Origin of the sequence: Burkholderia sp. BCC1047 (assembly GCF_902833155.1) — a bacterium.
GTDB lineage: Bacteria > Pseudomonadota > Gammaproteobacteria > Burkholderiales > Burkholderiaceae > Burkholderia > Burkholderia sola.
Genome location: NZ_CADFEH010000016.1, coordinates 125,522 through 142,462, shown reverse-complemented (window position 1 = coordinate 142,462; position 16,941 = coordinate 125,522). Strand labels below are relative to the sequence as shown.

Sequence of the window (16,941 nt, the reverse complement as noted above, 5' to 3'; positions counted from 1 at the left end):
GGGGCATCGCGATCAGTGGCCCGTCTTCAACTGGGCCCACAGACGGTTCTCGAGGCGCAGGATCTCGGCCGGCATCGGCTTCATCAGCACCATCTTCTTCAGCACGTCTTCGGGCGGATAGACGGTCTGGTCCTGCGCGACGGCCGGCGTGACGAATTGATGCGCGGCCTTGTTCGCGGTCGGGTAGAACACCGTGTTGGTGATCGCCGCGTTGACCTTCGGGTCGGAAATGTAATTGATCCACTTCAGCGCGGCCTCGGGGTGCGGCGCATCCTTCGGGATCACCATCACGTCGAACCACAGCAGGCCGCCTTCCTTCGGATTGGAGAACTTGATGTCGTACGAACGCTTCGCTTCGGCCGAGCGGCGGTGCGCGATGCCGACGTCGCCCGACCAGCCGAGCACGACGCACACGTCGTTGTTCGCGAGGTCGTTGATGTAGCCGGACGAGTTGAACTGGGTGATGTGCGGGCGGACTTTCTTCAGGACTTCGAACGCAGCCTGGTAGTCGCCGGGGTTCTTGCTGTTCGGATCCTTGCCCATGTACTGCAGCGTGGCGGCGAACACGTCGACGGCCTGGTCGAGGAACGACACGCCGCAGCTCTTCAGCTTCTCCATGTTGGCCGGATCGAACACCAGCGCCCAGCTGTCGACCGGCGCCTTGTCGCCGAGCGCCTTCTTCACCGCCTGCGCGTTGTAGCCGATGCCGTCCGTGCCGTACGCCCAGGGCACTCCGTACTGGTTGCCCGGATCGGCATCCGAGATCATCTTCATCAGCAGCGGGTCGAGGTTCGCGAGGTTCGGAATCTTCGACTTGTCGAGCTTCTGGTACACGCCGGCCTGGATCTGCTTGGCCATGTAGTTCGACGTCGGCACGACGATGTCGTAGCCGGAGCTGCCGGCCAGCAGTTTCGCCTGAAGCGTGTCGTCGCTGTCGTAGTTGTCGTACTTGACGTGAATACCCGTCTGCTTCTGGAAGTTCGGGATCGTGTCCGGCGCGATGTAGTCGGACCAGTTGTAGACGTTCAGGTCCTCGGCATGGGCCGACGGACTGGCGACCGACGTGAACGCGGCCACCGCGGCAAGGGCCGCGATGGAACAGGCTTGGCGAAGTAAGCAGGCACGCATGGTGGAATTCCCTTGGGTGATGGCGGCGTGCGGCGCCCGCCGCACGCCTGTAGGCAAAACCGTTACGAAATGCCCAGTTGCTGGGCGGTGGCATCGACGGCCTTCTTCGCCTTCGACACGAGTTCATCGATTTCCTGGCGCGAGATCACGAGCGGCGGCGACAGCAGCATCCGGTCGCCGGTCGCCCGCATGATCAGGTTGCCGTTGAAGCAGAAGTCGCGGCAGATCGTGCCGACGTCGCCGCCGTTCGCGAAGCGGCGGCGTTCGGCCGGCGCTTCGGCCAGCTGCAGGCTCGCGACCATCCCGTGCCCGTGCACTTCGCCGACGATCGGATGACGCGCGAAGGTTTCGCGCATCAGCGCCTGGAAGTACGGGCCGGTGTCGGTCTTCACGCGCTCGACGATCCCCTCGTCGCGCAGCAGCTTCAGGTTCGCGACCGCGACGGCCGCCGCCACCGGATGGCCCGAATACGTGAGGCCGTGATTGAATTCGCCGTTGTCGATGATCGGGCGCGCGACGCGCTCATGAATGCCCACCGCGCCCATCGGCACATAGCCCGACGTCAGGCCCTTCGCCATCGTGATCAGGTCCGGCTCGAAGCCGAAGTGCTGGTGCGCGAACCATTCGCCGGTGCGCCCGAACCCGCCGATCACTTCATCGGCGACGAGCAGAATGTCGTACTTGCGGCAGATCCGCTGGATTTCCGGCCAGTACGTCGACGGCGGGAAGATCACGCCGCCCGCGCCCTGGAACGGCTCGCCGATGAATGCCGCGACGTTCTCCGCGCCGAGTTCGAGGATCTTCGCTTCGAGCTGCTGCGCGCGTGCGAGGCCGAACGCTTCCGGCGTCTCGCCCGGCTGCGCTTCGCCGAAGAAATACGGCTGATCGATATGCACGATGTGCTCGACTTTCGACGGCATCTGCTCGTGCATGTACCCCATCCCGCCGAGCGTGCCGCCTGCGATCGTCGAGCCGTGATAGCCGTTCTTGCGCGAGATCACGTACTTCTTCTGCGGCTTGCCCTGCACGCGCCAGTACTGATGGACGAGTCGCAGCACGGTGTCGTTGCCTTCCGAGCCGCTGTTGCAATAGAAGAAGTGGTTGAAGCCGGCGGGCGTCACTTCCGCGAGCATCGCCGACAGTTCGATCACCGGCGGGTGCGTCGTCTTGAAGAACGTGTTGTAGAACGGCAGTTCCTGGATCTGGCGATACGCGGCGTCGGCGAGTTCCTTGCGGCCGTAGCCGACGTTCACGCACCACAGGCCGGCCATCCCGTCGATCACCTTGTTGCCGTCCGAGTCCCACAGGTAGACACCGTCGGCCTTCACGATCACGCGGCTGCCGGCGCGGTTGAGCGCACCCATGTCGGAGAACGGGTGGATGTGATGCGCGGCGTCGAGCGCGCGGTATTCGGCGGTCGTGCGTGCCTGCGTCGCGCGCGGCGCGGCGGCCGCGGCACTCGGCGCGGCCGGCTGGATCCAGGCAGATTCGTTGCGGTAAGTCATGTTTCCTCCGTGATTCCGTATGCGGTGATGCGCGCTTAGACGTGCAGCAGCAGATGGCGGCGTTCCCACGAGCTGATCACGCGGAAGAACGCTTCGTATTCGGTTTCCTTCAGCGCGAAATACGCCTTCAGGAACTTGGGCCCGAGGATCTCGCCGAGCGGCTCGCACGCGGCCATCAGCGTCAGCCCTTCCTCGAGGTTGCGCGGCAACTGGTACGGCAGGCTGTAGCCGTCGCTCACCAGCGGCTCGGTCGGCTCCAGGCGCTGTGTCATGCCGAGATAGCCGGCTGCAAGCGTCGCCGCGAGCGCGAGGTACGGGTTGCAGTCGACGCCCGGAATCCGGTTTTCGATGCGGCGCGCGGCCGGGCCCGAGTGCGGAATGCGGAAACCCACCGTGCGGTTGTCGTAGCCCCACTGCACGTTGATCGGCGCGGCCATGAAGCGCGACAGGCGGCGATACGAGTTGATGTACGGCGCGAAGATCGGCATCAGCGCCGGCGTGTACTTCTGCAGCCCCGCGAGATAGTTGTAGAACATCGACGTCGCGCCGCCGGTTTCCTGCGACGTGAACAGGTTCTGGCCCGTTTCCTCGTCGACGATGCTCTGGTGCACGTGCATCGCCGAACCCGGTTCGTCTTCCATCGGCTTGGCCATGAACGTCGCGTACATGTTGTGACGCAGCGCGGCCTCGCGCACCGTGCGCTTGAACAGGAACACCTGGTCGGCCAGCGACAGCGCGTCGCCGTGCATGAAGTTGATCTCCATCTGCGCGGCGCCGACTTCGTGGATCAGCGTATCGATGTCGAGGTTCTGCGCTTCGCAGTATTCGTAGATGTCCTCGAACAGCGGGTCGAACTCGTTGACGGCCTCGATCGAATACGACTGGCGGCCGGTTTCGGGGCGACCCGTGCGGCCGACCGGTGGACGCAGCGGCAGGTCGGGGTCCTTGTTCATGTCGACCAGATAGAACTCGAGCTCGGGCGCCACGACCGGCTTCCAGCCCTTCGCCTTGTACAGGTCCAGCACGCGGCGCAGCACGTAGCGCGGCGAGATCTCGACCGGCGAGCCGTCGAAGTGCACGCAGTCGTGGATTACCTGCGCGGTCGGATCGACGGCCCACGGGATCAGGCGGATCGTCGACGTGTCGGGCACGCACACCATGTCGGGATCGGTCACGCCGGTCAGCGACCCGTCTTCCGGATAGTCGCCGGTGACGGTCTGCACCATCACGGCCTGCGGCAGGCGCATCGATTCGCCGGACGTGAACTTGTTGCGCGGCGTGATCTTGCCGCGCGCGATGCCGGCCATGTCGGGAATGATCGCTTCGATCTCGGTGATCCGGTGCTGCTTCAGAAAGTCTTCGATGTCTTGCATGTCTGTTCTCGTTGTCTGGTGGGCGCGCTCAGGCGAGCGCGGCGGCGGCCATGGCGCGGGTGCGTTCGGCGCGGCGGGCGCGGCACGCATCGCCGAACGCGCGGAAGATCGCGCTCGACAGCGGGTCCTGCGCGTGTCGCCATTCCGGATGCCACTGCACGGCCAGCGCGAACGCCGGTGCGTCGACGACGCTCACGGCCTCGATCAGGCCATCCGGCGCGAAGGCCTCGACGGCGAGGCCCGAGCCGAGCTGCGCGATGCCCTGCTTGTGCAGCGAGTTCACGTGCGCTTCGTCGCGGCCGCCGGCGAGCGCATGCAGCTTGCCGCCGGGCGTCAGGCGCACGACGTGCGCGGGGCCGTATTGCGTGTCCATCGGCGCGTCGTCGTCCTCGCGGTGATCGGCGAAGCCGGGTACGTCGTGCACGCGCTGATGCAGCGTGCCGCCGCAGACGACGTTCAGCTCCTGGAAGCCGCGGCACACGGCAAGCACCGGCACGCCCGCGACGATGGCCGCGCGCAGCAGCGGCAGCGTCGTCGCGTCGCGTGCGGGGTCGTGCTTCGTGCCGGGCTCGCTCGGCTCGCCGCCGTACCGATGCGGTTCGACGTTCGAGTAACTGCCGGTAAACAGCAGGCCATCGACCGTGTCGAGGATGTCGCCGACCGACTGGCGTTCGCCAAGGGCCGGCAGCACCATCGCGAGCGCGTGCGCGCCGTCGACGATCGCGGCGACGTATTTGTCGCCGACCGTATGCGACGCGTGCGCGCCGATCTGGGTGAGGTCGGCGGTGATGCCGACGAGAGGTTTCCTTTCCATGACGTCAATCAGTAATCCGTAGGGACGTGACGCGCGTCGGCCCGAATGCGGCAAAACGCGGGCGCGACACGACCCCGCAGCCCCGGCGCTGAGCGCAGGGCCGCTGGTGAATGGGCGCAACGGGATGGCGTGGCGATCCGCGCTGCGCGCGACGGTCAGGCCGCCGTTCGTTTCATGGCGATACGCGACGCGGCAACGCATGCGCGAACGCGTTCCGTCACCGCACGGACGATGCGGTTGGCGAATCGACAGATAAAACGAACGACGTGAAGAAAGGAGAGGCGCTACGGCAGCAGCGACGCCACTTCGTCGGTATCGACGGCGACGAATGCGCGTGCGGAAACGGCGTTGTGGCGCCGAACGGAACGACGGGACAGGATGGTGTAGATCGACAGGTGAAGCAGGCGAGGACTATGCCAGCCGCAACTGCCATCGGAAGCGGGAACGGCGCTGCGCAAACTTCGCACATCGCCTCGATCCCACCTCACCAGAGGGCCACGGACTCTCACGATTACACTCGACTGGTTTGTTGAAAGTATTGAACACCCGATCGTTTCGACGCGCTGGGCGTTTAAAATAATCAAGGCGCCGGCCGTGCGTCATTTACATTGACGAGCATCAATTGTTGCGTTGCGATAACGCTTTTCGATGCCTGTGAAAGCCTGATGACGCTGACCTGAGAGCCAGCATATACGAGCCAATAACGGCGTCAAATGTTTTTTAACGGTCCTGCATCAGGGCTTTCCCGAGCAGTGCGAACAAAAGATTCGCAAAAGGAATAGTCGATGCGCCGTCCATTATTTCGAACGCCTTTCAGGGTTTTCCCCGCTGATGTGCGGCATAAAGTGATTAGAATATTCAACGGCTGTCCACCGCGTCGTTTCACTTTGTCATCGCACTTATCGTGTCCGAAACCGAATCGATGTCCACCGAAGTCGCCGAGCGCCTGCGTTTCGTGCGCAACAAGCATGGCCTGTCGCAGCGCGAACTCGCGAAACGCGCCGGCGTCACCAACGGCACGATCTCGCTGATCGAACAGGGCCGCGTGAGCCCGTCGGTCGGCTCGCTGAAGAAACTGCTCGAATGCATCCCGATGAGTCTCGCGGAATTCTTCACGTTCGAGCTCGTCGAATCGCGCGCGGTCGTGTCGCGTCGCGACGAGATGCCGAACCTCGGCAACGAGTCGCTCGCGTTTCACCTGGTCGGCGCGAACGTGAAGGACCGCAACATGTGCATCCTGCGCGAGATCTACCAGCCGCTGGCCGATACGGGGCCCGAGATGCTGGTGCACGCGGGGCACGAGGGCGGCGTCGTCGTGTCGGGCCGGCTCGAGCTGACCGTCGATAGCGCGACGTGGCTGCTCGACCCCGGAGACGGCTACTACTTCGAAAGCCGTTTGCCGCATCGTTTTCGCAATCCCAGCGCGGAACTGATCTGCGAGGTCGTGTCGGCCAATTCGCCGGCAACCTTCTGACCGCGCGTCACCGCATTCGCTGCGGGCCGTCTGCGCGCCACGCGCGCGGCGTGCCGCATCGCGAATGTCAAAACACTGAGGCATCCTGATGAACAAGTTGACTTTGGCTGACTGGCAACACAAGGCGGCGTCGCTCGAGATCGAAGGGCGCGCATTCATCGATGGCGCGTCGCGCGACGCGCACGGCGGCAAGATGTTCGACTGCGTGAGCCCGATCGACGGCCGCGTGCTGGCGAAGGTCGCCGATTGCGGCGAAGCGGACGTGAACGCGGCCGTCGCGGCCGCACGGCGCGCGTTCGATGCGGGCGTATGGGCCGGCCTGAACCCGCGCGCGCGCAAGGCCGTGCTGCTGCGCTGGGCCGCGCTGATGCGCGCGCATCTCGACGAACTGTCGCTGCTCGAGACGCTCGACGCGGGCAAGCCGATCGGCGACACGACGACGGTCGACGTGCCGGGCGCCGCGTACTGCGTCGAGTGGTTCGCCGAGGCGATCGACAAGGTCGGCGGCGAGGTCGCGCCGGCCGATCACCATCTCGTCGGTCTCGTCACGCGCGAGCCGGTCGGCGTGGTGGCCGCCGTCGTGCCGTGGAACTTCCCGATCCTGATGGCCGCATGGAAATTCGGCCCCGCGCTCGCGGCCGGCAACAGCGTCGTGCTGAAGCCGTCGGAGAAATCGCCGCTGACCGCGATTCGCGTCGCGCAGCTCGCGTTCGAGGCCGGTATCCCGGCCGGCGTGTTCAACGTCGTGCCGGGCGCGGGCGAACCGGGCAAGCTGCTCGCGCTGCATCGCGACGTCGACTGCATCGCGTTCACGGGCTCGACGGCGGTCGGCAAGCTGATCATGCAGTATGCGGCGCAGTCGAACCTGAAGCGCGCGTGGCTCGAACTCGGCGGCAAGTCGCCGAACATCGTGCTGCCCGATTGCCCCGATCTCGACCGCGCGGCGCAAACGGCGGCCGGCGCGATCTTCTACAACATGGGCGAGATGTGCACGGCCGGCTCGCGGCTGCTCGTGCATCGCGACATCAAGGACGCGTTCATCGAGAAGCTCATCGCCGCCGCCCGCGCGTACGTGCCGGGCAATCCGCTCGATCCGTCGGTGTCGATGGGCGCGATCGTCGACGGTATTCAGCTCGAGCGCGTGCTCGGTTACATCGAGGCGGGCCGCAGCGAAGGCCGGCTCGTCACCGGCGGTGCGCGCGTGAACGCGGAAACGGGCGGCTTCTATGTGGAGCCGACGGTGTTCGAGGTGAAGCCCGATGCGAAGATCGCGCGCGAGGAAATCTTCGGGCCCGTGCTGTCGGTGATCGTGTTCGACGACGTCGACGAGGCCGTGCGGATCGCGAACGACACCGAATACGGGCTGGCCGCGGCCGTGTGGACGTCGAACCTGACGACCGCGCACGACGTGTCGCGCCGGCTGCGTGCGGGTACCGTGTGGGTGAACTGCTACGACGAGGGCGGTGACATGAACTTCCCGTTCGGCGGCTACAAGCAGTCGGGCAACGGTCGCGACAAGTCGCTGCATGCGCTCGAGAAATACACCGAACTGAAGTCGACGCTGATCCGGCTGCGCTGACACGCCGCCGGCCATGGGCGCGGCCGCGGGCGCGTCGCCGTCCGGCGCTGCGCCCGCGGCCTTCGGCGCGCGTTACGCGGTGCGCAGCGCGGGATGGAAGCCGGCGGCTTCGATGATCGACTGCACGCGCGCGGCGCCTTGCGCCGAGTCGACCTTGACGATCTTCGCCGCGACGTCGATGTCGAGCTTCGCGGCGGGGTCGGCGGCCGTTACCGCGCGCGTGATGGCGTTGGCGCAGCCGCTGCAGGTCATGTCCTGAACTTCGAATTCCATCGTGTTCTCCGGGGTGGGTGGTTGATGAGTACGTGCAGCATGAAGCTTGCCATGGTGGGAAGGTCAAGTGCTGCCTGCAACGATGCGCATTGCATCAGCGATTTGTAATGCTGAAGTCTGACGAATAGCCATTCGTGTGCGCGCGTCAGTCCGAATTTGCCCCGATTGACGGCTGCACATTGCCGGCGAAATTCGGCAGAGCCTTGTGTGGCAACGCGTGCGCGCGAGCGACGGCGCGTGATCTCCATGCGCCGAGTAAGGGTACTCGGAGGTGAAAATGCGAATCGATCTTAGTATCGATTCTCTTCAATATTTCCGCTCATTACGCACATGACTCGTTTCGCTATCGGTTTCGCACTGGCCCTGCTGGGCGCCTCGGCCACGTCCGCCTTCGCCGCCGACGACGTCGTCAACCTGACGTTGAAGGACCACAAGTTTTCGCCCGACGGCGTGACGATCCCTGCCGGCAAGAAGGTGAAGTTCGTCGTGAAGAACCTCGATGCGACGCCCGCGGAATTCGAAAGCGACGACTTCAAGGCGGAGAAGGTCGTGCCGGCCGGCAAGTCGGTCGAGATCCTGGTCGGGCCGCTGAAGGCCGGCACCTACGAGTTCCACGACGAGTATCACGAAGCGCAGTCGAAGACGCACCTGACCGTCAAGTAAGCCGATACCGACATGCTGTCTACTGCCCTGATCGTCTTTCGTGAAGTGCTCGAGGCCGCGCTGGTGGTCTCGATCGTGATGGCCGCCACGAAGGGCGTGCCGCGGCGCGGCTGGTGGGTCAGCGGCGGGCTGGTCGGCGGCGTGGTCGGCGCCGGCCTGATCGCGGCGTTCGCCGACGTGATCTCGCAATGGGCGTCCGGCATGGGGCAGGAAGTCTTCAACGCGGGCGTGATGTTCGTCGCGACGCTGATGCTCGCGTGGCACTGCATCTGGATGAGCCGGCACGGCCGCGAAATGGCGCTGCACATGGGCGAGGTCGGCCGCGCGGTCGCGGCCGGCAGCCGGCCGTTGACGGGGCTCGCGATCGTGGTCGGCGTCGCGGTATTGCGCGAGGGCTCCGAGGCCGTGCTGTTCCTGTACGGGATCGCGGCGGGCGAGCCCGGGCAGACGCCGCAGATGATCGCCGGCGGGCTGCTCGGCGTGCTCGGCGGCGCCGGGCTCGGCTACGCGATGTATGCGGGCCTGCTGCAGATTCCGCTGAAGCGCCTGTTCTCCGTCACGAACGCGCTGATCGTGCTGCTTGCCGCGGGCATGGCGAGCCAGTGCGTCGGCTTCCTGCTGGCCGCCGGCCTCGTGCCGTCGTGGGGCGATGCGGTCTGGGATACGTCGTGGCTGCTCAAGGAATCGAGCATCGTCGGCAAGGCGCTGCATACGCTGATCGGCTATACCGCGCGTCCGGCGGGCATCCAGATCGCCGCGTACGTCGCGACGCTGGTGGCGATCGTCGTGCTGGCGCGGCTCGTCGGCCGGCCGCAGCAGACGGTGAGGCCGCCGCATGCCGCGGCGTGAGTGTTTGCGGGCTTCCGGGTTCGAATGAAAGAAGGGGCGTCATGGACGCCCCTTCTTTCATTTGCGGCTCGCGCCGCGCCTGAGCGGCTCCGGCGACGGCCGCCGCAGATGCGCGCGGTTGCGTCCGGTCAGCTGTGGTTGTCGATCCATGCGCGCGCCCATTCGAGCCCTGCGTCGCGCGCGTCGTCTTCGGTGTCGAACACGCCGAGCACGCCCGACGCCTCGACGAGCCGGTTGTTCTGCGTGATCGTGCCGCTCGCCGCGAAGCGCTCGGGCTGCATGATCTCGTCCTGCTGCAGGATCGCGTGGCCCCAGATCTGGTAGCCGTGGTAGGTCTGCGCTTCCATTATCGAGTCACCTCCGCGGAGCGGCCTTGCGTGCCGACCTGCAGCACGTTGCCGTCCGGCGTGTATTGACGCGGGATGTCGGAGAAGGTGAGCGCGCGCGTCGCGTCCGGCGCGGCCGGCTGCATCACCGTGAGACGCCCGGGTGCGGGGTGCGCGACGGGGCGCGGGGCGGCCGGGGTGTCGGTCGCGGCCGGGCGGTTCGAGCCGGCTTTCACGGCCTGCGCGACGCGGCGCTTGGGCGCTTTCGCAGCGGCTTTCGGCGTGGCGCTCACGTGCTTCTCCGCGCGCTTGCCGGTGCGCACGTCGACGCCTGGGCGGGCGGCCGGCGTACGGGCGTCCGGCGTACGCGCCGCCGGGTGCCGCGCCTCGGGCGGGTTCCAGACCTCGACATAGTGCTCGGCGGCCCAGCCCGTCGACGCGAACGTCAGCGCCAGCAATCCGCATCCAAACAGTCTTACCATTGTCTCTCCGTCATAGTCGTTGCGGCGCGCGTCCAGCGGGGGCCGTGCAGGGGCATTCGGGGAAGCCGGCTCAGGAGAACACCTCGAGCCCGTGTTTCTCGACGATCTGGAGCATGCGCGCGGCGATGCCGCTGGGCCGCTTGTCGCCCTGTTCCCATTGGCGGATCGTCGATGTCGTCGTGTTCAGGTAGAGCGCGAACACGCTCTGGCTGACGTTGACCGACTTGCGGATGCGGGCGATCGCTTCCGGATCGAACTGCGGCGCGGCTTCGATGCAGAGATCGTCGTATTCCCGCATCGTCTTCTTGTCGATCAGGTTGGCGCGATACAGCCCCGACGCGGCGCTGTGGACCGCCTCCGTCGCGTCGCTCTTGAATCGACCCTTAGCCATTGCAAATCTCCACAAGCTCTTTCAGTGCGACCAGCGTCGCGATGTCGCTGTCGGTGTGTCGACCTACGTCCGCGGCGAGCTTTCTGAACGCGCGCAGTTCGCATGCGTCGATGTTGTCGCGGTCGCATTTCGCGAACAGGAACACGAACACCCACGTGTGCCCGACCTTGCCCAGCACGATTCCGCGCTGTCGATTGCCGTCCAGACGCTTCTTCCACACGTTGCCGCCGAGATCGACGCCCTGGCCGCGGGCCAGTTCCCGCACCGCGCGGCAGAGCTCGCCATCGGCGATTCCCGCTTTCCCGGCTGCCTTGTGAAACCACTTCGTCTTGAAGACGCGTCGTACGGAAGCAGACATGTCGAGCCGGTCGAGTTAGCACAGGATTATATACCACTACGTGGTACATATTTCGACCTGGCCAAACGGCCTGCTTCGCGCCCGCACGCGGTCGGGACGGCCCGGCGAGAGGCCATCCCGTCGCCGGGTATTACTCCACCGTCACCGATTTCGCGAGGTTGCGCGGCTTGTCGACGTCGGTGCCGCGCGCGCACGCGGTGTGATACGCGAGCAGTTGCAGCGGCACGACGTGCAGGATCGGCGAGAGTTGCCCGTAGTGCTCCGGCATCCGGATCACGTGCAGGCCGTCGTCGTTGACGATCTGCGTGTCGGCATCCGCGAACACGTACAGCTCGCCGCCGCGCGCACGCACTTCCTGCATGTTCGACTTCAGCTTCTCGAGCAGCGTGTCGTTCGGCGCGACCGTGACGACCGGCATCGCTTCCGTGACGAGCGCGAGCGGCCCGTGCTTCAGTTCGCCGGCCGGATAGGCCTCGGCGTGGATGTACGAGATTTCCTTCAGCTTCAGCGCGCCCTCGAGCGCGATCGGGTAGTGCAGCCCGCGGCCGAGGAACAGCGCGTTTTCCTTGCGCGCGAATTCCTCCGACCACGCGATGATCTGCGGCTCGAGCGCGAGCACGCTGTTCAGCGCGGCCGGCAGGTGGCGCAGCTCCTTCACGAATTGCGCTTCCTGCGCGGCGTCGACGTGCCCGCGCAGCTTGCCGAGCGTCGCGGCCAGCACGAACAGCGCGACGAGCTGCGTCGTGAACGCCTTCGTCGACGCGACGCCGATCTCGGTGCCCGCGTGCGTCAGGAACTGCATCTCGGTCAGGCGCACCATCGCGCTCGTCGCGACGTTGCACACCGCGAGCGTATGCGTGTGGCCGAGCGACTGCGCATGCTTGAGTGCCGCGAGCGTGTCGGCCGTCTCGCCCGACTGCGAAATCACGAGCACGAGCTGGCGCGGGTTCGGCACCGACTCGCGGTAGCGGTATTCGCTGGCGATCTCGACCTGGGTCGGGATCTTCGCGATCGATTCGAGCCAGTACTTCGCTGTTAGGCCCGAGTAGTAGCTCGTGCCGCACGCGAGGATCAGCAGGCTGTCGATCTCCGCGAACGCGGCGGACGCGGCGTCGCCGAACAGCGTCGCGTCGAACGCCTCGGTTTGCGGCACGGTGTCGCCGATCGCGCGCGGCTGCTCGAAGATTTCCTTCTGCATGAAGTGGCGATAGGGCCCGAGCTCGACCGCGCCGCCGTATGCGCTGACGACACGGGTTTCACGCTGCACGGTGGCGCCGTGGCGATCGACGATCGTCACGCCGTCGAGCGACAGCTCGCACACGTCGCCTTCCTCGAGGAACGTGAAGCGGTCGGTGCTGCCGGCCAGCGCGAGCGCGTCGGACGCGAGGAAGTTCTCGCCGTCGCCGTGACCGACGACGAGCGGCGAACCCTGGCGCGCGCCGACGACGGTATGCGGCTGGTCCTTGTGCGTCACGGCGATCGCATACGCGCCGTGCAGTTGCTGCACGGCTTCGCGCACCGCGTCGAACAGGTTGCCGCGATACAGGCTGTGCACGAGGTGCGCGATCACTTCGGTGTCGGTCTGCGACACGAATTCGTAGCCCTTCGCGCGCAGCGTTTCGCGCAGCGTCTCGAAGTTCTCGATGATGCCGTTGTGCACGAGCGCGAGCGCGTTCGACGAGAAGATCGGGTGCGCGTTGTGCGTGACGGGCGCGCCGTGCGTGGCCCAGCGCGTGTGCGCGACGCCGGTCGTGCCTTCGAGATGCGTGTCGCGCACCTGCGCATCGAGATCGGCGACGCGCGCGACGCTGCGCGCGCGCTTCGGCGCGCCCGGTTCGAGCACGGCGACGCCGCACGAATCGTAGCCACGGTATTCGAGGCGCCGCAATCCTTCGATCAGCACCGGAACGATATTACGCTGCGCAACTGCGCCGACAATGCCGCACATGAATGGTCAATCCTGTCAGTCGAAGCGGGCGCCGCGCGGGCGCCCGCAAATGGTTCAGCTCTTTTTCTTGACCGGGCGGACGTAGCCGCTCTTCGCGGTCTGCGTCTTCTCGTTCAACGCGAGGACGCCTTCGGCGACGTCCTTCCAGATCGTCGTGCCGGCCGCGATCGTCACGCCGCGGCCGACGCGCACGGGCGCGACCAGCTGCGTGTCGGAGCCGACGAACACGTCGTCCTCGATCACGGTGCGGAACTTGTTCGCGCCGTCGTAGTTGCAGGTGATCGTGCCCGCGCCGATGTTCACGCGCGCGCCGATGTCGGCGTCGCCGATGTACGTGAGGTGGTTCGCCTTCGAGCCGTGGCCGATCACCGCGTTCTTCACCTCGACGAAGTTGCCGACGTGCGCTTCGTCCGCGAGCCGCGCGCCCGGGCGCAGCCGCGCGTACGGGCCGATCACGGTGTGCGCGCCCAGCACGGCGCCGTCGATGTGCGTGAACGCGTCGATGCGCGTGCCCGCGCCGATCGACGCGTTGCGGATCACGCAGTTCGCGCCGATCGTCACGTCGTCGGCGAGCGTCACGTTGCCTTCGAACACGCAGTTCACGTCGATCGACACGTCGCGGCCGCAGCGCAGCGTGCCGCGCACGTCGACGCGCGCCGGATCGGCGAGCGTGACGCCGTCGACGAGCAGCGCATCGGCGACGTTGCGCTGATGGATGCGTTCGAGTTCCGCGAGCTGCGCCTTGCTGTTCACGCCGAGCGTTTCCCATTCGTCGTCGGGCTGCGACGTGACGACCTCGAAGCCGGCCTCGATCGCGAGTTCGACGACGTCGGTCAGGTAGTACTCGCCCTGCGCGTTTTCGTTCTTCAGCGCGCCGAGCCACATCGACAGCTGGGCCGTCGGCGTGACGATGATGCCGGTGTTGATCTCGGCGATCCGCAGCTCGTCCGGCGACGCATCCTTCTGCTCGACGATGCGCGTGACGAAGCCGGCCGCGTCGCGCACGATGCGGCCGTAACCGGTCGGATCGTCGAGCGTGACGGTCAGGATCCCGTAGCGGCCGTCGTGCGCGGCGTCGACGAGACGCCGCAGCGTCGACGCGCGCGTGAGCGGAACGTCGCCGTACAGCACGAGCGTCGGTTGCGCGGGATCGAGGAGCGGCAGCGCCTGGCGCACCGCGTGGCCGGTGCCGAGCTGCTCGGCCTGCACCGCGAACTGGACGTCGGGCGCGGCGACGGCGGCCTGGACCTGCTCGGCGCCGTGGCCGACGACGACGACGAGCCGGGACGGCTGCAGCGTGCGCGCGGTGTCGATGACGTGGGAGAGGAGCGGCCTGCCGGCCAGGGGGTGAAGCACTTTCGGCAGCGCGGAACGCATGCGCTTGCCGGTGCCTGCCGCCAAAATCACGATATTCATGGCGCGCGCTTGGGTCAGAGTTCGAAGCCGTCCATTTTAGCATGCGGCCCTTGTCGCTCCGGGCCTGTCGCGGCGCGGCGACACCGCCGAAACGACGCCGTTGGCGCCGGTTTCGGCGGGTGTTCGGTCCCTGCTTACAGGTCGTCGAACTGGACGATCGAGATCGGTCGGGCCGCGATCGGTTTGCCGGCGCCGGGCGCCGTCGCGTCGTCGCCCGATGCGTACGGCTCCTCGTCGAACGCGATGTCGCCTTGCGGGTCGGCTTCGCCCGTCGCGCGCAGCGACTGGAACGGGTACAGCGTCGTGTCCATCAGGTGCGACGGCACGACCTTCGCGAGCGCATTGAACATGTTGTCGACGCGGCCCGGGAAGCGCTTGTCCCAGTCGCGGATCAGCGCCTTCATTTCCGCGCGCTTCAGGTTCGGCTGGCTGCCGCACAGGTTGCACGGGATGATCGGGAATTCGCGCAGCTCCGCGTATTTCTCCAGATCGGTTTCCTTCACGTACGCGAGCGGGCGGATCACGATGTTCTTGCCGTCGTCCGACTGCAGCTTCGGCGGCATCCCCTTCAGCTTGCCGCCGTAGAACATGTTCAGCAGCAGCGTCTGCACGATGTCGTCGCGGTGATGGCCGAGCGCGATCTTGGTCGCGCCGAGCTCGCCGGCCACGCGGTACAGGATCCCGCGGCGCAGCCGCGAGCACAGCGAGCAGGTCGTCTTGCCTTCCGGCACGAGCCGCTTGACGATGCTGTAGGTGTCCTGGTTCTCGATGTGGAACGGCACGCCGACCTGCTTCAGGTAGTCGGGCAGCACGTGCTCGGGGAAGCCCGGCTGCTTCTGGTCGAGGTTCACCGCGACGATGTCGAAGTCGATCGGCGCGCGCTCGCGCAGGCGCAGCAGCACGTCGAGCATCGCGTAGCTGTCCTTGCCGCCCGACAGGCACACCATCACCTTGTCGCCCTGCTCGATCATGTTGAAGTCGCCGATCGCCTGGCCGACCTGGCGCACGATCCGCTTGAACAGCTTGTTGTTCTCGTACGCTTCCTTCTGCTCGCGGCGCGTCAGCGCGGGGCGGCCGGTGTCGGCGGTCGTGGCGTCGGCCGCCGTGTCGTTCATGTGGGGGGCGTTCATGCGCGCTCCTCGTCCTTGATGCGAAAGACTTCGACGCCGACGGCGTCGCAGTCCGGATAGGCGTCCGGTTTCTCGGTACGGACGCGTACCGCGCGCACGGCGTCGTGCGCCAGCAGGTGCGCGGCGATCGAATCGCACAGCGTTTCCTGCAGGTGAATGTGGCCGCGCGCGAGGCACTGCGCGACGCTCTGCTTCATCAGGTCGTAGTCGACGACTTCATGCAGCCGGTCGTCGACGGGCGTCGACTGCGCAAGCGGCACGAACAGGTCGACGTTGATGACGACGCGCTGCTCGCCGCGCTTCTCGTGTTCGAAGGCCCCGATGTTGATGTGCACCTCGTAGTCGCGCAGGTAGAGCCTGCGGCAATCCGCGAGGCGGGGGTGCAGGAGAGCGGAAAACATGGTCGTCCCAGTCAAATTGGCGTGCGCGCACGCAAAGCGGCGCGGGCGGCGGCCGTCAGGCCGCGCCCGCGCGGTTCATTCATTCGGGCCGGCGGCCGGCGGCACCAGGTGCTCGCCGCCGTCGACGGTCAGCGTCGCGCCCGTCACGCCGGGCGCGCTCGCGAGATAGCAGGCGGCCGCCGCGATGTCGTCCGCGTGCGGCGCGTGGCCGCGCACGAGCGCCGCGACCCGCACCTTCGGCGCCAGCGCCAGCGCGAGCGCCGACGTCGCGCGGTTCAACGCGGCCTGCATCAGCGCGTGCGACAGCTGCGCCGGCGCCGGGTGAAACAGGGCCTGATCCAGTACGTGGATCGCGCATGCGCGCAGCGTTTCGTCGTTGCGCGCGGCGTCGGGCGTCGCGTCGGCGAGCGCGCGGGCCAGCGCGAGCGGCGCGGTCACGTTGCGCGCGAGCGCGGCGGCGAGCGACGCGGCGTCGACCGTGTGCGCGTCGTCCGCGCCGGCGCTGGCGCTGACGAACACCGCGCACGCGGGCCGGCCGAGCGCTTCGCCGCACGCGGCGACGAGGGCCGCGGCCGCATCGGCTTCCAGGGCCGGATCGGCGTCGAGCACGGCCGCGCGGCGGCCGAGCGCCGCGACTTCGGCGACGAGCGCGTCGGCGGCCGCGCGCGGCGCGCCTGGGCTGCGCTGCAGCGCGACGTCCCAGCCGCGGCGGGCGAAACCCGTCGCGAGCGCGCGGCCGATCGACGCGGCGTCGGCCGCGCTGCCCAGGGCGCCCGTGACGAGCACCACGCGTGGGGTCGACGTATCGGCTGAAACGGTCATTTACAATGC

The 16,941-nt window shown here is 67.0% G+C and carries 19 protein-coding genes; 4 read left to right on the top strand and 15 right to left on the bottom strand.

The window, feature by feature from the left end:
* Positions 1-12: 12 nt before the first annotated feature.
* The 5 genes from HWX55_RS18325 to HWX55_RS36125 form a co-directional block, all read right to left on the bottom strand.
* Complete coding sequence (locus HWX55_RS18325) at positions 13-1,128, bottom strand: polyamine ABC transporter substrate-binding protein (RefSeq protein WP_175976737.1); 1,116 nt, start codon at positions 1,126-1,128, stop codon at positions 13-15.
* A 62-nt stretch (positions 1,129-1,190) separates the two neighbouring features.
* Positions 1,191-2,633 carry an aspartate aminotransferase family protein gene (locus HWX55_RS18320; protein WP_124680335.1) on the bottom strand — a complete coding sequence of 481 codons (1,443 nt, stop codon included), beginning with the start codon at positions 2,631-2,633 and terminating at the stop codon, positions 1,191-1,193.
* Between the two features lie 35 nt (positions 2,634-2,668).
* Complete coding sequence (locus tag HWX55_RS18315) at positions 2,669-4,006, bottom strand: glutamine synthetase family protein (RefSeq protein ID WP_050014290.1); 1,338 nt, start codon at positions 4,004-4,006, stop codon at positions 2,669-2,671.
* 28 nt (positions 4,007-4,034) lie between these two features.
* Positions 4,035-4,820 (bottom strand): gamma-glutamyl-gamma-aminobutyrate hydrolase family protein, encoded by a 786-nt coding sequence (locus tag HWX55_RS18310; RefSeq protein ID WP_175976736.1) that lies wholly within the window; start codon positions 4,818-4,820, stop codon positions 4,035-4,037.
* A gap of 284 nt (positions 4,821-5,104) precedes the next feature.
* Positions 5,105-5,287: a hypothetical protein gene (locus tag HWX55_RS36125; RefSeq protein WP_006488040.1), complete on the bottom strand. Its 183-nt coding sequence runs from the start codon at positions 5,285-5,287 to the stop codon at positions 5,105-5,107.
* A 455-nt stretch (positions 5,288-5,742) separates the two neighbouring features.
* Between HWX55_RS36125 and HWX55_RS18305 the strand changes: the two genes are divergently transcribed.
* Positions 5,743-6,294: a cupin domain-containing protein gene (locus HWX55_RS18305; protein WP_011546390.1), complete on the top strand. Its 552-nt coding sequence runs from the start codon at positions 5,743-5,745 to the stop codon at positions 6,292-6,294.
* Positions 6,295-6,382: 88 nt separating this feature from the next.
* Entirely contained in the window at positions 6,383-7,873 is a 1,491-nt protein-coding gene (locus tag HWX55_RS18300) for an aldehyde dehydrogenase (RefSeq protein WP_175976735.1), read from the top strand.
* Between the two features lie 72 nt (positions 7,874-7,945).
* On the opposite strand, the gene HWX55_RS18295 is transcribed toward HWX55_RS18300, so the two are convergent.
* Complete coding sequence (locus HWX55_RS18295) at positions 7,946-8,146, bottom strand: heavy-metal-associated domain-containing protein (protein ID WP_175976734.1); 201 nt, start codon at positions 8,144-8,146, stop codon at positions 7,946-7,948.
* A gap of 330 nt (positions 8,147-8,476) precedes the next feature.
* Between HWX55_RS18295 and HWX55_RS18290 the strand changes: the two genes are divergently transcribed.
* Together HWX55_RS18290 and HWX55_RS18285 are read left to right on the top strand one after the other, a co-directional pair.
* Positions 8,477-8,809, top strand: coding sequence for a cupredoxin domain-containing protein (locus tag HWX55_RS18290; RefSeq protein WP_006488047.1), 333 nt, complete (start codon positions 8,477-8,479; stop codon positions 8,807-8,809).
* A 12-nt stretch (positions 8,810-8,821) separates the two neighbouring features.
* Positions 8,822-9,658, top strand: coding sequence for an FTR1 family protein (locus HWX55_RS18285; protein WP_175976733.1), 837 nt, complete (start codon positions 8,822-8,824; stop codon positions 9,656-9,658).
* 128 nt (positions 9,659-9,786) lie between these two features.
* Here HWX55_RS18285 and HWX55_RS18280 read toward each other — a convergent pair whose 3' ends face one another.
* The 9 genes from HWX55_RS18280 to HWX55_RS18240 form a co-directional block, all read right to left on the bottom strand.
* Positions 9,787-10,005 (bottom strand): hypothetical protein, encoded by a 219-nt coding sequence (locus HWX55_RS18280; RefSeq protein WP_006477594.1) that lies wholly within the window; start codon positions 10,003-10,005, stop codon positions 9,787-9,789.
* On the bottom strand, positions 10,005-10,466 hold the full coding sequence (locus tag HWX55_RS18275; protein WP_175976732.1) for a hypothetical protein: 462 nt from the start codon (positions 10,464-10,466) through the stop codon (positions 10,005-10,007). Before HWX55_RS18275 ends, HWX55_RS18280 begins: the two co-directional genes overlap by 1 nt.
* Before the next feature lie 70 nt (positions 10,467-10,536).
* Positions 10,537-10,857: a DNA-binding transcriptional regulator gene (locus HWX55_RS18270; protein ID WP_050014296.1), complete on the bottom strand. Its 321-nt coding sequence runs from the start codon at positions 10,855-10,857 to the stop codon at positions 10,537-10,539.
* Positions 10,850-11,215, bottom strand: coding sequence for a type II toxin-antitoxin system RelE/ParE family toxin (locus tag HWX55_RS18265; protein ID WP_011546384.1), 366 nt, complete (start codon positions 11,213-11,215; stop codon positions 10,850-10,852). The genes HWX55_RS18270 and HWX55_RS18265 overlap by 8 nt, the downstream gene beginning before the upstream one ends.
* Positions 11,216-11,345: 130 nt before the next feature.
* Complete coding sequence (gene glmS, locus HWX55_RS18260) at positions 11,346-13,163, bottom strand: glutamine--fructose-6-phosphate transaminase (isomerizing) (protein ID WP_175976731.1); 1,818 nt, start codon at positions 13,161-13,163, stop codon at positions 11,346-11,348.
* A 54-nt stretch (positions 13,164-13,217) separates the two neighbouring features.
* Positions 13,218-14,579, bottom strand: coding sequence for a bifunctional UDP-N-acetylglucosamine diphosphorylase/glucosamine-1-phosphate N-acetyltransferase GlmU (glmU, locus tag HWX55_RS18255; RefSeq protein ID WP_175976730.1), 1,362 nt, complete (start codon positions 14,577-14,579; stop codon positions 13,218-13,220).
* 134 nt (positions 14,580-14,713) lie between these two features.
* A complete protein-coding gene (gene ttcA, locus HWX55_RS18250) occupies positions 14,714-15,709 on the bottom strand; it encodes a tRNA 2-thiocytidine(32) synthetase TtcA (protein WP_175976729.1) in 996 nt (331 codons plus the stop codon).
* Positions 15,706-16,110, bottom strand: a complete 405-nt coding sequence (locus tag HWX55_RS18245; protein ID WP_027785625.1) for a dihydroneopterin aldolase — start codon at positions 16,108-16,110, stop codon at positions 15,706-15,708. The genes ttcA and HWX55_RS18245 overlap by 4 nt, the downstream gene beginning before the upstream one ends.
* A 75-nt stretch (positions 16,111-16,185) precedes the next feature.
* Positions 16,186-16,932: an SDR family oxidoreductase gene (locus tag HWX55_RS18240; protein WP_175976728.1), complete on the bottom strand. Its 747-nt coding sequence runs from the start codon at positions 16,930-16,932 to the stop codon at positions 16,186-16,188.
* Between the last annotated feature and the right edge of the window lie 9 nt (positions 16,933-16,941).

What these genes read in the sequence shown, in the direction of transcription:
- glmU (WP_175976730.1), bottom strand. Translation starts at nt 14,579, where the DNA reads ATGAATATCGTGATTTTGGCGGCAGGCACCGGCAAGCGCATGCGTTCC.
- HWX55_RS18305 (WP_011546390.1), top strand. Translation starts at nt 5,743, where the DNA reads ATGTCCACCGAAGTCGCCGAGCGCCTGCGTTTCGTGCGCAACAAGCAT.
- HWX55_RS18275 (WP_175976732.1), bottom strand. Translation starts at nt 10,466, where the DNA reads ATGGTAAGACTGTTTGGATGCGGATTGCTGGCGCTGACGTTCGCGTCG.
- glmS (WP_175976731.1), bottom strand. Translation starts at nt 13,163, where the DNA reads ATGTGCGGCATTGTCGGCGCAGTTGCGCAGCGTAATATCGTTCCGGTG.
- HWX55_RS18300 (WP_175976735.1), top strand. Translation starts at nt 6,383, where the DNA reads ATGAACAAGTTGACTTTGGCTGACTGGCAACACAAGGCGGCGTCGCTC.
- HWX55_RS18240 (WP_175976728.1), bottom strand. Translation starts at nt 16,932, where the DNA reads ATGACCGTTTCAGCCGATACGTCGACCCCACGCGTGGTGCTCGTCACG.
- HWX55_RS18285 (WP_175976733.1), top strand. Translation starts at nt 8,822, where the DNA reads ATGCTGTCTACTGCCCTGATCGTCTTTCGTGAAGTGCTCGAGGCCGCG.
- HWX55_RS18245 (WP_027785625.1), bottom strand. Translation starts at nt 16,110, where the DNA reads ATGTTTTCCGCTCTCCTGCACCCCCGCCTCGCGGATTGCCGCAGGCTC.
- HWX55_RS18315 (WP_050014290.1), bottom strand. Translation starts at nt 4,006, where the DNA reads ATGCAAGACATCGAAGACTTTCTGAAGCAGCACCGGATCACCGAGATC.
- HWX55_RS18265 (WP_011546384.1), bottom strand. Translation starts at nt 11,215, where the DNA reads ATGTCTGCTTCCGTACGACGCGTCTTCAAGACGAAGTGGTTTCACAAG.
- HWX55_RS18280 (WP_006477594.1), bottom strand. Translation starts at nt 10,005, where the DNA reads ATGGAAGCGCAGACCTACCACGGCTACCAGATCTGGGGCCACGCGATC.
- HWX55_RS18290 (WP_006488047.1), top strand. Translation starts at nt 8,477, where the DNA reads ATGACTCGTTTCGCTATCGGTTTCGCACTGGCCCTGCTGGGCGCCTCG.
- HWX55_RS18320 (WP_124680335.1), bottom strand. Translation starts at nt 2,633, where the DNA reads ATGACTTACCGCAACGAATCTGCCTGGATCCAGCCGGCCGCGCCGAGT.
- ttcA (WP_175976729.1), bottom strand. Translation starts at nt 15,709, where the DNA reads ATGAACGCCCCCCACATGAACGACACGGCGGCCGACGCCACGACCGCC.
- HWX55_RS18325 (WP_175976737.1), bottom strand. Translation starts at nt 1,128, where the DNA reads ATGCGTGCCTGCTTACTTCGCCAAGCCTGTTCCATCGCGGCCCTTGCC.
- HWX55_RS18270 (WP_050014296.1), bottom strand. Translation starts at nt 10,857, where the DNA reads ATGGCTAAGGGTCGATTCAAGAGCGACGCGACGGAGGCGGTCCACAGC.
- HWX55_RS18310 (WP_175976736.1), bottom strand. Translation starts at nt 4,820, where the DNA reads ATGGAAAGGAAACCTCTCGTCGGCATCACCGCCGACCTCACCCAGATC.
- HWX55_RS18295 (WP_175976734.1), bottom strand. Translation starts at nt 8,146, where the DNA reads ATGGAATTCGAAGTTCAGGACATGACCTGCAGCGGCTGCGCCAACGCC.